The organism is Prosthecobacter dejongeii (assembly GCF_014203045.1).
GTDB classification, from domain to species: Bacteria; Verrucomicrobiota; Verrucomicrobiia; order Verrucomicrobiales; family Verrucomicrobiaceae; genus Prosthecobacter; species Prosthecobacter dejongeii.
The window spans coordinates 865509-879344 of sequence record NZ_JACHIF010000001.1 but is presented as its reverse complement, the minus strand read 5'-3'; the positions used below and the strand labels follow the sequence as shown (position 1 = coordinate 879344).

Sequence of the window (13836 nt, the reverse complement as noted above, 5' to 3'; positions counted from 1 at the left end):
TTTCATGAAACGCGTCTGCCTCATCCTGCTGGGACTTTGCCTGGGAACCTGGGCTCGTGCCGAGTCCCTGATCATCCATGATATCGCCGCTCTGAAGGCTGCCGTGGCTGGGCTGAAAGCGGGCACGGTGATGAAAATCGCCCCTGGGGACTACCCTGGCGGCTGGCATATCATAGGCGTGGAGAATTTGACCATCGAGGCCCTGGATCCCCAGTCTCCGCCGCATTTCAAAGGCGCTGGAAATGGCTGGCAGTTTTCCAAATGTGCGGGGCTCACGCTGCGGAATGTCCACATCAGTGGCCAGAGTGGCAATGGCCTCAATTTAGACGATGGCGGTGATCTAGCAAACCCAGTCAAGGGCATCACCCTCGAGCACGTCCATATCAGCGACATCGGCCCAGAAGGAAATCACGATGGCATCAAATGCTCCGGTTTGGAAAACCTCACGATCCTTGATTGTACCCTCACGGGCTGGGGTGGGCAGGGCATAGATTTTGTCGGCTGTCACAAGTCACTCATCACGGGCTGCCAGTTCGTGGGTAAGGTGGGATTCTCCGCCAGTGCAGGAGTCCAGCTCAAAGGTGGTACCTCAGAGATCGTGGTGGAAAAATGCCGCTTCACGAATGCCGGGCAGCGTCCGCTGAATATCGGTGGTTCCACAGGCCTCGCCTACTTCCGCCCGCAAGGGGCCAAGCATGAAGCGCACAGCATCGTGGTACGTGAAAACATCATGGAGGGCAGCCCCTGCGCCGCCGCCTTTGTCGGAGTGGATGGCTGTGAGTTCAGTGGCAACACGATCTTGTTTCCCGAAAAGTGGCTCTTCCGCATCCTGCAGGAGACCCAGGAGCCGGGCTTTGTGCCCTGCCGAAATGTTTGGGTGAAAAACAACCGCTTCGTCTTCCGTCGCGTTCAGGTGCAGGTGGATGTCAACATCGGCAGTGGCGTGGCTGCTGAGACCTTTCGTTTTGAAAACAATCATTGGTTCGCGGAAGATCGTCCCTCGGCCTCCAAGCCGAAACTCCCCGTGGCCGAAGTGGCCGGAGTCCATGGCACAGACCCACGTTAACGCGCTATTCCACTAGCTCGAAGATCCCAAAAGAAGCTGGCGTGTGGAAATCGGCCTTCTCTGTCTGTGGGTTCACCCACGGCATCCAGCCCGAGTGAATGCCGCCCTCCGCCGTGTGGGAAAACTCCGCTCGATACACCCCGGCATAAAATTCCGAGGTTCCGGCTTTCAGCACATTCAACTCACGCAGCAGATTTAAGGGCAGACTTCCCTGCACCTGATAACGATGGCCCTGAATACTTGCATTTAAGTGCAGCTCCGGGCAGGTCCAGTTCCAGTCATACTCGCGGTAGAATCGCGCCGCATAGACCAGGGCTTCGCTGCTTGGACTCATCTCAAAGGCGTAATAAGGTGTGAGTGTGAGATCGGGTGTCAGAAAGATCTCCACCCGGTCAGATCTCAGCACACGCTCCTTCACCGTCTCACCCGCGCCGAGCACCAGGTCTTCATCCACACAGTCAAAGCGGAAGTGCAGCCGCTCTTCATCCCAAAGAGCACGGAACTGAGTCGAGGGTGGAACTGTGGACTCCCAGGGGAAAGTGAAACGATCTAGACACACAGCAGCAGACCAGTCCAAGAGAGCTCCACGACAGCGTCGGACGGGGTAACGATTGAGGGTAAAAGGTGCAGGTGTCATGGCACAGATTCTTCATATTGACGGCAGTACAGGAAGTCTGTCAGCATGAGGATTCATGTTTTCTGTTTTTCGCCCTGCCCCAGATGCCCCGCTCCTCCCGGCGGACCGAACGGATGCTGAGTACAAACGCTTGCGGCTGCAGGTGTTCATCGGGATTTTCATCGGTTATGCAGCTTACTACTTGGTGCGGAAGAATTTCTCTCTAGCCATGCCGGACATTCTACGGGAGTTTCCGCAGTATTCCAAGGCCCAGCTCGGCACGGCGATGACAGGCCTTTCCTTTGCCTATGGGGTGTCCAAGTTTTTGATGGGCTCCATTTCAGACCGCAGCAATCCACGCTATTTCCTGCCGTTTGGTCTGCTGCTTTCGGCCTCCATCATCGCGGTCTTTGGCTTGGTGAAAGAGGTCTATGCATCCCTGGCCATCATTGTCATTTTGCAGACGCTTAATGGGTGGGTGAATGGCATGGGCTGGCCTCCTTGTGGCAAAACCATGGTACATTGGTTCAGCACGCGCGAGCGGGGCCGCACCGTAGCCATCTGGAATGTGGCGCACAATGTCGGAGCCGGGGGCATGGCAGGACTCGCCGCTATGGGCGTGTGGCTCTTCGATGACTGGGGCGCGAAGTTTTACTTCAATGCTGCTGCTGCTGGGATCGTCGCCGTTTTAGCTTTTTGGCTCATGCGGGACACCCCCCAGAGTTGTGGCCTGCCGCCCATTGAGGCTTACAAAGACGATTATCCTCCGAACTATTCGGCAGAGCATGAACGGACGTTCACCTTCAAGGAGATCTTCTTCACCCATGTGTTTAACAACAAGTTTCTCTGGGCCATTGCCGTGGCCAATGCGTTTGTCTATTTCGTCCGTTATGGCATCGCAGACTGGATCCCTACCTACTTGCAAACGGCCAAAGGATTCTCCTTTCAGCAGTCTAGCATCGCCGTTTCATGCTTTGAGTATGCAGCGATTCCTGGCACCCTCCTCTGTGGGTGGATCTCGGACAAAATTTTTAAAGGCCGCCGTGCCCCTGCCACCATTCTGTTTATGACTTTGACCTTTGTTGGCCTAACAGGTTATGCTCTCAATCGTCAAGGGCCTTTCTGGATTGATTGCACGTCCCTCACGGCCATTGGCTTTTTCATCTACGGCCCGGTCATGATCATTGGGCTTCATGCTCTGGATCTAGTGCCGAAAAAGGCCGCAGGCACAGCCGCGGGCTTCACAGGCTTTTTTGGATACGCTTTTGGCTCGGCTGCCGCAGGCACAGGCGTCGGCTGGTTGGTGGATCATTGGGGCTGGAGCTGGGCCTTCGTCATCATGGGGCTTAGCAGCTTGCTCACCATCGTCTTCAGCGCCATGACCCTCGGGCACCGGGCTGAAAAGAACACCTCACGCGTATGAAATATCTCCTCCCCCTCCTCGCTTTACCCCTTATGGCTCAGGAACCTTCTCCCCTTGTCATCGCCCATCGTGGCGCCAGTGGTTATTTACCTGAACACACGCTGGAAGCCAAGGCCATGGCTCATGCTCAGGGCGCGCCTTCCATCGAACAGGATGTGGTGCTGACGAAGGACGATGTGCCCGTCGTCTTGCATGACATCCATGTGGATACCATCAGCGACGTGGCCACGCGATTTCCCGGTCGGCAGCGCGAAGATGGCCGCTTTTACGCCTTGGACTTCACTCTTGCTGAGCTGAAGCAACTTCGCGTCACCGAACGGTTTCATGCCAAAACAGGTCAGCAGGTGTTTCCCAAACGCTTTCCGATCCATACCTCCACCTTCCAGATTCCCACACTGGAGGAGGAGCTGCAATTGATCCAGGGACTGAACCGCAGCACTGGGCGGCAGGCGGGCATTTATCCCGAGATCAAACAGCCTGCCTGGCATCGCAAGGAAGGTCATGACATCAGTCGCATCGTCCTGCCCATCCTGGAAAAGTATGGTTACAAGAGCCGCGAGGATGCATGTCATGTGCAGTGCTTTGAGTATGAAGAGGTGAAAAGAATACGTTTGGAGTTAGGCTGGAAAGGTCGCCTCATCATACTCATGGGGGCTGGGGCTCAAGGCACAGACGGCACCGACTTTGCCCACTTGCGTTCCCCGGCTGGGCTGGTGGAGTTGAAACAGGTGGCCGATGGCATCGGCCCGGCACTCAGCAGCATCATTGCCGCAGATCGCAGCGTGACAGCCTTGGTCAGAGACGCTCATGCTCAGGGTCTCAAAGTCCATCCTTACACTTTGCGTACCGATGAACTGCCCAAGTTCGCACACTCGGCGGATGATCTCATGGACTTGCTTTTCACCCAGGCCGGGGTGGACGGCCTGTTCACGGATTTCCCGGATGTGGTGTTGAGTTGGTTGGCCAAGAAGCGCTGAGCACAAAGGTGAAAACGGGCTATTCTACACAGTGAAAAACGCTTTTCTTTGCCTCCTGCTGGCCGCATTGGCGGCCTTACTGGTGCTTCATTTTCGTGACGATCGTGAAAGTCACGCACCGCCTGCGACAGCGTTGGGTCAGATTTTCCAGCAGGTCTTTGAAGAGCCTGGCATGAAAGGGGCTGCCATCGGCTTTTGCCTGTTGGATGCCCAGGGCCAAGTGATCGAAGAACTCAACAGTCAAACGGCCTTCATTCCCGCTTCTACCCTCAAGACCCTCACCACCGCCACCGCTCTGGAGAAATGGGGGCCTGATCATCGTTTGGAAACGACGGTAATCACCACCGCTCCCATTCAAGAAGGTCGCCTAACCGGGGATGTGATCATTCGCGGCGGTGGAGATCCCATGCTCTCTTTGAATGATCTCGAAGGCTGGGTGCTCACACTTCTCCAAAAAGGGGTAAAGCGCATTCAGGGCCGCATCATTGGCGATGGCAGCTTATTCCCCGGCTCCATTTACGATGATTTTTGGAATTGGGGAGACATCGGCAATGGCTACGGCAGCGGCGTTTCTGGGCTGAATCTGGAGCATAACCGTAGCCTGATCCGGATTCGCCCCGGTGAGGAGGTGGGGGCCAAAGCGATGTTTCTAGTGGCCAACCCTCAGGTGCCGAACGTTCAGTGGGTGAATGAAGCGACCACCGGTGCTGCGAATTCAGGAGATGGCGTCGTGATTCATGGAGGTGAACGCACTGGAGTTCTGCATTTGCGTGGAACTGTGCCTTTGAGTGCGGGTAACTTTGAAGTGACGGCGGCGGTGCCAGACCCAGAACTCTATGCAGCCCATCACCTGCGCGTGCTGTTGGTGGATGCCGGGATCGAGGTGGATGGAGAGGCTGCTAGCGCCAGCGAACTGCGCAACGCGGGTGGGTCCGTACCTGAGGCGTCGGAGATTTTAATCAAACATGCTTCGCCCACCCTGAGGGAGATCGTCACCAGCATCCATGCCACTTCGGACAATCACGAGACAGAGTGCTTGTATCGTTTGTTAGGTGTTCGTGAAGGAAAATCTTCCGATGAGGTTTTGCGGGCTCACTGGCAGTCACGAGGGTTGGTTTTTGAGGGATTGCGCATGGAGGATGGCTGCGGTCTCGCACGCGCTGATTTCATTCGGCCTCTGGATCTTGCTCGCCTCCAGCATGTGGCCGGCACTGGACCTCAGGGTGCCGTCTATCGCGAATCTTTGCTGGCCACGGAAGATGGCTCTGTCAGGTGGAAAGGTGGGGCCATGTCCGGCGTGCGTTCTTACACGGGTTATGTCAAATCTGCCTCCGGGGGTGAATTTTGTTTTGCCTTGATGGTGAATCATTTTGCGGATGCGCAGGCGGTGGCTCGTTTGCGCGAGGCCGTGTTGGGTGCCTTGAAGACTCGCTGATTTTTTTCTCCGCATGATCCTTTCTTGTGCGGAATCTCGCACGGAGAAGAGCCATGCATATCAAACCCACGCTCGTCTCTGCCATTTTACTGCTTTCACTCGCCTCATGTGCCACTTATACGATTTCACAACTTTATCTGGCATAATTAAGGGAATGGGTTTAAAATTGTCTATGGCCCGACCTCGAAATCCATTGGATCCGCTGCATCAAGGTGCCCAAGTTTTGGCGCTCCACCCCCGTGAAAAAGTCGGCTGGAGGCGTGAGCGCCTTCTTGCCGTCAAGCTTGGCCTGGAAGGAAAGCTTTCTTCTAAGGCCATCGCCGCCCAGCTTGGTCACAGTCAAACAACCATCACCAGTTGGTTCAACCTCTACCGAAAGAAGGGGATTGAAGGCCTTCTGGAGCAAAAGCAACGCGGCCAAGGTTTTGCTCCAGAGCTGGATGAAAGCCAGATGCAGGAACTGGCCGTTGAACTGGAAAAAGGCCGCTGGCGCACGGCCAAGGAGGCTTACGCCTGGCTCAAGGAGCGTTTTAACGTCAAGTTTGGTCTGCCGCAGACCTATCGCTATCTAAAAAAGCTCGGAGGGCGCTTGAAGGTGACGCGCCCCTGCCACACGAAAAAAGACCCGCTCAAGGTCGTCGCCTTCAAAGAAACACTGGCCCAAAAGCTCATGGATCTTGATTTGCCAAGGGATCGTTCGTTGAGGCTGTGGATCTATGACGAAGCTCGCTATGGACTGGCACCGGTGACGCGGCGCATGTGGACCAGGAGAGGGACTGAAGTTGTGTGCCCGGTCAACAAGCAATACCAGTGGGGATACGTGTTTGGAGCCTTGCAAATCGGAGGAGCAGGCTGCGAATTTTTGTTCAGCCCGAAAGTGAGCAAGGAAGCGGACCGCAACTTCTTGGAACAGATATCGCGGCGTGATCCGGGTGCCATGCATGTGATCATCGGGGATGGAGCGGGCTTCCACCATCGTGAGAAAGGCCCGCAGGAAGGAGTGCCCAAGAATGTGCGCATCCTGACCTTGCCGCCCTACAGCCCGGAACTCAATCCGGTGGAGAAACTCTGGGACCTCATGAAAGACAGCCTGTGCAACCGGGTCTATGAAACACTTGAAGAAGTGGAGAAGGACATCACTCGGGTGCTCAAAGGCTATTGGGAGGATGGCCGAAAAGTCTTCTCACTGATCGGCAAGGGCTACCTACTGTCAAAACTAAACGCTATTTGAAATTTTACTATTACACCAGATTATGTAGTTAAATCGTATTACACCACGCCGGGGCGGCCTGCGGATCTGGGGACATTCACGGACCCGAAAGTGAAGAAGGCCTACGTCGCCCGCCCAGCCATCCAGTTTCCAGCCAACATCGCCGTGGTACGTGTACAAGAGAGCGGCTACCGCTCCGATTCAGGGCGAGCTCACGGCTCAGGCGCTTACAGTGTGGTCACCACACGCGACATTGAGCGCGCGGGCGATCTGGAAAAACTTCAGAATCTCCCTGGCCTGGAAGGCGTGGCGACGCTGAATCGTCTGCTGCTGCCGGAGTCGCTCAATAGCGACGAAGATCTGCGGGAGGCCGCTGCAAAATTGCAGGCCGATGCTATTCTCATCTACACTGTCAGCACCCAGTTTCGAAATGAAGACGTGGTGCCTCCGCTGACGGTATTGTCGCTCGGTTTGTTGAGCGTGAATCGTTTTGAAATCACCGCTTCCGCTTCGGCCGTGCTCATGGATACACGCACAGGTTACATCTATGGTGCGCTTGAAGAGAGCAACGACAAGGTGGGCGGAAGTTTCATCTTTGATGGCAGTGACCTCGCCAGGAAAAAAGCGGAGCGCTCCGCCTTCGAAAAACTCCTGACCGCTTTTGATCCTTTCTGGAGGAAGACTTATGCGCGTTACCGCTGAGCAACGTTTCTGTCGCATCTTCTTGGATGAAACAGTCGCACTCAGGCGTTTCGTTGAGTGTTCATGACACCCCCCGTTTATCCCCTGGTCCCTGCGCGCGTTTCCAGCCGCCGTTCTTTCGTCACCGGCTCAGCCTCACTGGCGCTGGCGGCTTTGGCTTGTGAACGTGCCTTTGGCGCCGTGAAATCTGCGCCCAAGTTTTCCAGCTACCCTTTTACCCTGGGTGTGGCATCGGGAGACCCGACGGCGGATGGCATGGTGCTCTGGACACGCTTAGCCCCCAAGCCCTTGGAGGGCGGGGGGATGGAGCCTGTGCCAGTGGAGGTTTCCTGGCAGGTTTCGGAAGATGAGGGCATGACCAAAATCGTCCGTCAAGGCACCGCCATCGCGACACCTGAGTGGGGGCATTCCGTGCATGTGGAGGTGGATGGGCTGCGGCCAGAACGCTGGTATTGGTATCAATTTAAAGCCGGGGGTGAGGTGAGTCCCAAGGGCCGCACGCGGACTTTCCCCGCGAAAGAAACGTTGCCGGAAAAACTGCGTTTCGCCTTCGCTTCCTGTCAGCATTTTGAGACGGGTCTCTTCACGGCCTATGAGCACATGGCGAAGGAGGACCTGGACCTCGTCGTCCATCTCGGTGACTACATTTATGAAAAGGAAGGGCTGGATGGACGCGTGCGCAAACACACCGGGCCAGAGATCAATACTTTGGAGGCTTACCGCAATCGCCACGCACAGTATAAAGGAGATCCTGCCCTTCAGGCCATGCATGCCATTGTCCCTTGGTTAGTCACCTGGGATGACCATGAAGTGGACAATAATTATGCGAGTGACATCTCCGAAGAAAAGGACGTCAAAAAAGAAGACTTCCTGCTCCGCCGTGCTGCCGCTTATCAGGCCTACTATGAGCACATGCCTCTGCGCCGCAGCGCCATGCCTAAAGGGCCAGACATGCTGCTTTATCGCAATGTGAGTTATGGCCGCCTCGCCGATTTCCATGTACTGGACACTCGTCAGTATCGCAGTGATCAGCCCTGTGGGGATGGCAGCAAGCCTCTTTGCGCCGAAGCTTTGAATCCGAATTCCAGCCTACTTGGCGTCATCCAGCGAGATTGGTTGTTTGAAGGTCTGGCTAAGTCTCCCTCTACCTGGAACGTCCTGGCTCAGCAAGTCATGATGGGGCTCGCCGATCGCAAGGTCGGCGAAGAAAAAGGCTACAGCATGGACCAGTGGCCGAGCTGTGAGATGGAGCGCCGCCGCATCCTGAAATACTTCGATGAACAGCGCATCTCCAATCCTGTGGTGCTGACTGGGGACATCCATAGCAACTGGGCGAACAACCTCCTCACCGACTTCGATGATTTGGAGTCGAAAGTGGTCGCCACAGAGTTCGTTGGCACCTCCATCAGTTCAGGGGGCGATGGCTTGCTGAAACCTAAGACCCTGGATGCCATCTATGCCGAGAATCCCTTCGTCAAATTCCACAGCGCGGAACGCGGTTATGTGAGTTGTGAGGTCACGCCCCAGCATTGGAAAACGAACTATCAGGCCGTGGAATATGTGACCCGCCCTGGTGCTCCTTTGATCACTCGCACCTCCTTTGCCGTGGAGGCAGGTAAGGCAGGTCTTCAGCAGGCCTAACCAAAAAGACTATGAGACTGAATGAGCCTTCCCCAGATTCTGACATCCAACTCTCGCGTTGGTCACATCTTTGGAAGGCCATTCCAGCTGAGGGAGATGGCCACAGCTGCTTTGGCGATTTGGTGAATGCTTATTCGCAACCGCATCGCCATTATCATAATCTGCGGCATTTGAGTGAATGCCTTGCTGAATTGGATGAGGTGAAGTCCCTGGCACATGACCCCTTGGCTCTGGAAGTAGCTCTATGGTTTCACGATGCTGTCTATGACTCACAATCGAGTTCAGACAATGAAGCGCTCAGTGCAGACTTGGCCATGGATGCTTTGAGTACAGGTGGTGTAGCCAGCGACTTCATCCAGCAGGTGCGGTCCCTCATTCTGCTGACAAAAAAGCATGTCCCAGATACCACGCAGGATGCGGCCCTGATGTGTGATATTGACCTCGCCATCCTGGGCAAGGATGAGCCCCAGTTTTGGGCCTATGAAAAGGCGATTCGGCAAGAGTATGTGCATGTCCCCCTTGCGGATTATTTGGTGGGTCGCAGTCGTGTCTTGCAGGACTTTTTACAGCGTCCGCAGCTCTATGCCACACCTCATTTCCACGAGCGATACGAGGCGAAGGCACGGCGCAATCTATCAGCCTCCATCGCATGTCTATCAGCAGGTCAGATCGCGTAATCAAAAGAGGTTGTTCTTTACCAGAAAATGGAATTAACCTTCATAGGTTAGTGTCTAAACGACTGCACTTCTTTTTGAACCATGAGCCATCCACAAAATCCCCAAAAGAAAAAAGGTCTTTCCGGTCTCGCCATCGCAGGCATGGGCTGTGGTGTCTTGCTCCTCGCCGCGTTCCTCGGAGGCGGTTTCCTGGTGGCTAAGATTTCTTCCAAGATCAAAAACTTTGCCGAAGATCCGGCGAAGGCGGCGGTCTGGGCTCTGGAAATGAACCCTGACATTCAGGTCCTGAAAAAGGACGATGCCAAAAGAGAGATCACTTTCAAAAACAAATCCACGGGTGAAACTTCCACCATCTCTTATGAAGATTTGGAAAAGGGGAAACTCACCATCAAGAACGACAAAGGTGAAGAGTATGGTTTTGACGCCTCCAAGGCTCAAACTGAAGGTGTCATTATTAAGGGCCCAGATGGTAAAACCATCACCGCAGGTCCCGTCGCAGCCTCGGCTCCTCCGGCCGAGGTGCCTCAGTATCCAGGCCTCATTTTGCAAGAGGGCGGCGGCTACCGAGTGGACCAGCCGGAGTCCGTCGGTGGCATGACTATCGGGAGTGTGAATGGCGATGTACCTCAGGTCAAAGAGCACTATGAAGGTGTGCTCAAAACCATGGGTTATGAAGTCACGAGCATCGTCAATGGCGACCATGAATCCGTCTCCATGAATGGGACCAAGAGCGACGGCAAATCCACCATCACTCTCATGATCAGCCGTGACAATGAAACGCCGGGCAAGGTGCTGATCACCACGCAATATCAGCTTCCTAAAAAGTGACCATGGCTGGCCTCACACATCCAAATCTAGTGGTCCTGACCGGGGCTGGTCTTTCGGCTGAATCCGGTGTGCCCACCTTTCGTGGGGTGGATGGCTTATGGGAAGGCTATCAAATCGAAGAAGTTGCTTCACCGGATGCCTTTCGCCGAACGCCCGAATTGGTGCATCGGTTCTACAATCTACGCCGTGCCGCACTCCACACCGTGGAGCCCAATCCCGCGCATCAGGCTCTGGCTAGGCTGGAGCAAGGCTGGCCAGGTTCTTTTCTCCATGTGACTCAAAATGTGGATGACCTGAATGAACGGGCGGGTGCCCAAAAGCTGTGCCACATGCATGGAGAGTTGCGGAAGGTGCGCTGCCTCTGGTGCCGAAATGTCATGCCTTGGGAGGCAGATTTGGATTGCTCTACGGCTTGCCCCATCTGTGAAAAGGCAGGGAAGATGCGGCCTGACATTGTCTGGTTTGGTGAGATACCTTATTACATCGAGGAAATCACCCAGGCGCTCGAAACGGTGGATATCTTCATTTGCATCGGTACTTCGGGCGTCGTTTACCCGGCCGCAGGCTTTGCCCGACAGGCCGCGTCGAAGGGCGCTAAGCGGCTGATCGAGATTAACCTCGAATCAACTGAGATTAGCAGCCATTTCACCGAGCGTCGTGCTGGCTCGGCCAGTGTGGAAGTGCCGCGCCTAGTGGATGAACTCTTGGCAGGTGCTGAGGCACTTTGAAAATTCCTCTTGTGAGATTGTACTTTCAGTATAATCTGAAAATAAGATGAGGGATGAAGCTGCCAATTGGGAAACCTCGCGAGAGGAGTTCATTGCGCAGTGGGGAGCCCTCGGCAGCAACTGGGGCATCAACCGCACCATGGCTCAAATCCACGCGCTGCTGATGACCGCCCCTGAGTGCATGCACACGGAAGAGATCATGGAACGCCTCCAGGTCAGTCGTGGCAATGCCAATACCAATCTTCGTGAGTTGGTCGGATGGGGGCTGGTGCGCAGTGTTCTAAAAAAGGGCGAACGCCGCGAATACTTTGAGGCTGAGAAGGATGTTTGGAAGATGTTTATCACCATCGCGCGGGAGCGCAAACGCCGTGAACTGGACCCAGCGCTGTCGGTCCTCAAAAGCTGTGCAGAGCAGACCAAAGAAGAACCTAGCGGCCCCGGGAAAGACTTTCACCGACAGATGAAGGAGCTCCAGGAGTTCGTCGAATTCGGCATGAAGGTTTCAGACACCGTCTCAGGCATGAAACACTCCTCAGCCCTTCAGTGGGCCATGCGTCTGTTAAGCTGATGTCTCTTTTTTTGCCATAAACTTTCAGAAGTTACCGAAAGTACGAAATATAAAAGCATTATGAACCAAACACCTCCTCCCACAAAGCCACCACTAGCACCTCTCAATTTCGCTCCAACCAAAGGGCTAGCCAAGACACTCTACAGCCTGCTAAGGACGATTTTTTATCCATCCGAAGACGCGCATTCCAAACACCGTGCCACGGCCTTTTTCACTCTTTGAAACACCTTTTAAAAATTCAAGCCTAACCAAAAAGATGAATGCTACCACCCTCACTTACGCCCTCTACCTCGTCCTTGCCATCACCCTGACCGTCTGGGTGGCGCGAACGCTTCACAAGAATGGGCGCATCTTCCTCGTCGAATGTTTCCAAGGAAACATGGAATTGGCAGACAGTGTCAATCACCTCCTGGTCGTGGGTTTTTACCTCATCAATATCGGCTTCGTTTCGCTTTATCTGAAGACCTCGGAGAGTGTGATTGGGGCGCAAGGCGTCTTTGAAATCCTCAGTGGCAAGATGGGCATCGTGCTGCTGGTGCTGGGGGGCATGCACTTCTTCAATCTGGTGGTCTTCACCAGGATGCGTCGGCGTGGCCAGCTCGCCACCATGCCACCTCCCGTCCCCCCGATGCTGAGAGTGGATGTCGGATAACCCAGAACTCGCCTGCCTGCGCTCATGTAGGCGCGAGCATGGCGAGGCCTAACAAGAAAAACCATCATGAAACTAAAGCACAAGTTCTCTCGCACATTTGTGGCCATGTTTTGGGGATGGGTGGCCTGCAATATTGTGACCTTTCTCATTTCGTGGGGGCATTACCAGTTTCGTTTCGACCACCTCCCCAAGGTAACTGGAGAAATGCCTTTGTGGGTGGGTGCCACGGCCGCTGTCATTTTCGGAGCTTGGTTGCTGGTCTTTTTGCCAGTGGATCTATGCGTGAGTGAGACGTCCAGGTGGCGACACCCCAAACCGGCTGCACTCGCCGGAGGTGTCGCGGGATTTCTGACCCTGTTTGTGCCCTCCTTACTCAACAGTCCTGAACCAGACGTGCCCGACCTCCTTGCGATGTCTTTGCTGGCCGCTGTGTGCGGCCTCACGGCCAGCCTTTATCTCGCCCGGCGCTACCCTGTAAAGAGCCGCTAGAAACTTCTACCCCAATGCCTGATGAAAACCCTCACCGTCTTCTATGATGCCCATTGTGGCTTATGCTCGCAGGTCAGGGGGTGGCTCAGCCGTCAGCCAGCGTATGTCAGGCTGGAATTTGTCCCTTATGATTCGCCTGAAGCTGCACATCGGCTTCCTAGCATCCGGCATTTGCAGGCGGACCAAGAAATCGTCGTCATGGCGGATAGCGGAGAGGTCTGGCAGGGGGGCGGTGCGTGGGTAACCTGCCTTTGGGCACTCAAAGAGTATCGCGCTTGGTCAGCGCGTTTAGCCAACCCAGCCATGCAGCGATTGGCCAGGGGCATTGTTCACTCGATTTCGCAGCATCGTTACAGGCTCTCTTACCTCATGGGATTCCAGAGCGATGCGGAGATATTGAGGCTCGCTCAAGGCCATGAAAGTTCACGTTCACCGCGTGTTTTGCATGATCTAGACCTCATTGATTGATAATGACGTATTTCGAGTAAATAAATTTATAGACCAATAAGAATTTATTATGCAAACATAAGAACCTAAGGAAATATATAAGATTCGTAGTTGGAATATAAGCACAAGTACTTGTTTCAGTTATGAAAAATGACTTGTAGTAATTATAATAAATCAGATATTTTCAGGGATGTTTAACAAAACACCCCGATGAAAAGAGTTCCAACACATTCCGTTGCTTTGCTTCTGGCTGTGTTGATTTTACTAGTGGTGACTTGGTTTACCTTTGATCTACCTCGGAAACTTGAAGGTAAAAAGGTACAGGAAATCAGGAGTGCTAAAGCTTCTCCGCTGACACTGTCCTACGAATCTAAGGG

15 protein-coding genes are annotated in these 13836 nt (G+C 54.4%); 14 read left to right on the top strand and 1 reads right to left on the bottom strand.

What is annotated here, in order from left to right; translation table 11 throughout:
* Positions 1–4: 4 nt before the first annotated feature.
* Positions 5–1066, top strand: a complete 1062-nt coding sequence (locus HNQ64_RS03295; RefSeq protein ID WP_184205332.1) for a right-handed parallel beta-helix repeat-containing protein — start codon at positions 5–7, stop codon at positions 1064–1066.
* A gap of 4 nt (positions 1067–1070) precedes the next feature.
* Here the strand turns inward: HNQ64_RS03295 and HNQ64_RS03290 are convergent, their stop codons facing one another.
* Positions 1071–1703, bottom strand: coding sequence for a sugar-binding protein (locus HNQ64_RS03290; protein ID WP_184205330.1), 633 nt, complete (start codon positions 1701–1703; stop codon positions 1071–1073).
* 55 nt (positions 1704–1758) lie between these two features.
* Here HNQ64_RS03290 and pgtP point away from each other — a divergent pair, with 55 nt between their 5' ends.
* From pgtP to HNQ64_RS03225, 13 genes are all read left to right on the top strand, one after another.
* Positions 1759–3105, top strand: a complete 1347-nt coding sequence (gene pgtP / locus HNQ64_RS03285; RefSeq protein ID WP_184205328.1) for a phosphoglycerate transporter protein PgtP — start codon at positions 1759–1761, stop codon at positions 3103–3105.
* Entirely contained in the window at positions 3102–4082 is a 981-nt protein-coding gene (glpQ, locus tag HNQ64_RS03280) for a glycerophosphodiester phosphodiesterase (RefSeq protein WP_184205326.1), read from the top strand. The genes pgtP and glpQ overlap by 4 nt, the downstream gene beginning before the upstream one ends.
* Positions 4083–4113: 31 nt before the next feature.
* Positions 4114–5517 carry a D-alanyl-D-alanine carboxypeptidase/D-alanyl-D-alanine endopeptidase gene (gene dacB, locus HNQ64_RS03275; RefSeq protein ID WP_184205324.1) on the top strand — a complete coding sequence of 468 codons (1404 nt, stop codon included), beginning with the start codon at positions 4114–4116 and terminating at the stop codon, positions 5515–5517.
* A 172-nt stretch (positions 5518–5689) separates the two neighbouring features.
* Positions 5690–6748 carry an IS630 family transposase gene (locus tag HNQ64_RS03270; protein WP_184205322.1) on the top strand — a complete coding sequence of 353 codons (1059 nt, stop codon included), beginning with the start codon at positions 5690–5692 and terminating at the stop codon, positions 6746–6748.
* Positions 6749–6838: 90 nt separating this feature from the next.
* Positions 6839–7429 (top strand): hypothetical protein, encoded by a 591-nt coding sequence (locus tag HNQ64_RS03265; RefSeq protein ID WP_184205320.1) that lies wholly within the window; start codon positions 6839–6841, stop codon positions 7427–7429.
* 63 nt (positions 7430–7492) lie between these two features.
* The gene (locus tag HNQ64_RS03260) at positions 7493–9070 is read left to right on the top strand and encodes an alkaline phosphatase D family protein (RefSeq protein ID WP_184205318.1); all 1578 of its coding nucleotides are present in this window, start codon (positions 7493–7495) and stop codon (positions 9068–9070) included.
* Positions 9071–9081: 11 nt separating this feature from the next.
* Positions 9082–9747, top strand: coding sequence for an HD domain-containing protein (locus HNQ64_RS03255; protein ID WP_184205316.1), 666 nt, complete (start codon positions 9082–9084; stop codon positions 9745–9747).
* Positions 9748–9828: 81 nt separating this feature from the next.
* A complete protein-coding gene (locus tag HNQ64_RS03250) occupies positions 9829–10575 on the top strand; it encodes a hypothetical protein (protein ID WP_184205314.1) in 747 nt (248 codons plus the stop codon).
* 2 nt (positions 10576–10577) lie between these two features.
* A complete protein-coding gene (locus tag HNQ64_RS03245) occupies positions 10578–11303 on the top strand; it encodes an NAD-dependent deacylase (protein ID WP_184205312.1) in 726 nt (241 codons plus the stop codon).
* Between the two features lie 46 nt (positions 11304–11349).
* The gene (locus HNQ64_RS03240; protein WP_184205310.1) at positions 11350–11871 is read left to right on the top strand and encodes a GbsR/MarR family transcriptional regulator; all 522 of its coding nucleotides are present in this window, start codon (positions 11350–11352) and stop codon (positions 11869–11871) included.
* Between the two features lie 256 nt (positions 11872–12127).
* Positions 12128–12523, top strand: coding sequence for a hypothetical protein (locus HNQ64_RS03235; protein WP_184205308.1), 396 nt, complete (start codon positions 12128–12130; stop codon positions 12521–12523).
* Between the two features lie 66 nt (positions 12524–12589).
* Complete coding sequence (locus tag HNQ64_RS03230; protein ID WP_184205306.1) at positions 12590–13012, top strand: hypothetical protein; 423 nt, start codon at positions 12590–12592, stop codon at positions 13010–13012.
* Between the two features lie 21 nt (positions 13013–13033).
* Complete coding sequence (locus HNQ64_RS03225; RefSeq protein ID WP_184205304.1) at positions 13034–13480, top strand: thiol-disulfide oxidoreductase DCC family protein; 447 nt, start codon at positions 13034–13036, stop codon at positions 13478–13480.
* The last annotated feature ends 356 nt before the right edge of the window (positions 13481–13836 follow it).

Excerpts from the sequence above, each read along its gene's own strand:
- HNQ64_RS03295 (WP_184205332.1), top strand. The coding sequence starts at position 5 with ATGAAACGCGTCTGCCTCATCCTGCTGGGACTTTGCCTGGGAACCTGG.
- HNQ64_RS03290 (WP_184205330.1), bottom strand. The coding sequence starts at position 1,703 with ATGACACCTGCACCTTTTACCCTCAATCGTTACCCCGTCCGACGCTGT.
- pgtP (WP_184205328.1), top strand. The coding sequence starts at position 1,759 with ATGTTTTCTGTTTTTCGCCCTGCCCCAGATGCCCCGCTCCTCCCGGCG.
- glpQ (WP_184205326.1), top strand. The coding sequence starts at position 3,102 with ATGAAATATCTCCTCCCCCTCCTCGCTTTACCCCTTATGGCTCAGGAA.
- HNQ64_RS03270 (WP_184205322.1), top strand. The coding sequence starts at position 5,690 with ATGGCCCGACCTCGAAATCCATTGGATCCGCTGCATCAAGGTGCCCAA.
- HNQ64_RS03260 (WP_184205318.1), top strand. The coding sequence starts at position 7,493 with ATGACACCCCCCGTTTATCCCCTGGTCCCTGCGCGCGTTTCCAGCCGC.
- HNQ64_RS03255 (WP_184205316.1), top strand. The coding sequence starts at position 9,082 with ATGAGACTGAATGAGCCTTCCCCAGATTCTGACATCCAACTCTCGCGT.
- HNQ64_RS03250 (WP_184205314.1), top strand. The coding sequence starts at position 9,829 with ATGAGCCATCCACAAAATCCCCAAAAGAAAAAAGGTCTTTCCGGTCTC.
- HNQ64_RS03245 (WP_184205312.1), top strand. The coding sequence starts at position 10,578 with ATGGCTGGCCTCACACATCCAAATCTAGTGGTCCTGACCGGGGCTGGT.
- HNQ64_RS03240 (WP_184205310.1), top strand. The coding sequence starts at position 11,350 with ATGAGGGATGAAGCTGCCAATTGGGAAACCTCGCGAGAGGAGTTCATT.
- HNQ64_RS03235 (WP_184205308.1), top strand. The coding sequence starts at position 12,128 with ATGAATGCTACCACCCTCACTTACGCCCTCTACCTCGTCCTTGCCATC.
- HNQ64_RS03230 (WP_184205306.1), top strand. The coding sequence starts at position 12,590 with ATGAAACTAAAGCACAAGTTCTCTCGCACATTTGTGGCCATGTTTTGG.
- HNQ64_RS03225 (WP_184205304.1), top strand. The coding sequence starts at position 13,034 with ATGAAAACCCTCACCGTCTTCTATGATGCCCATTGTGGCTTATGCTCG.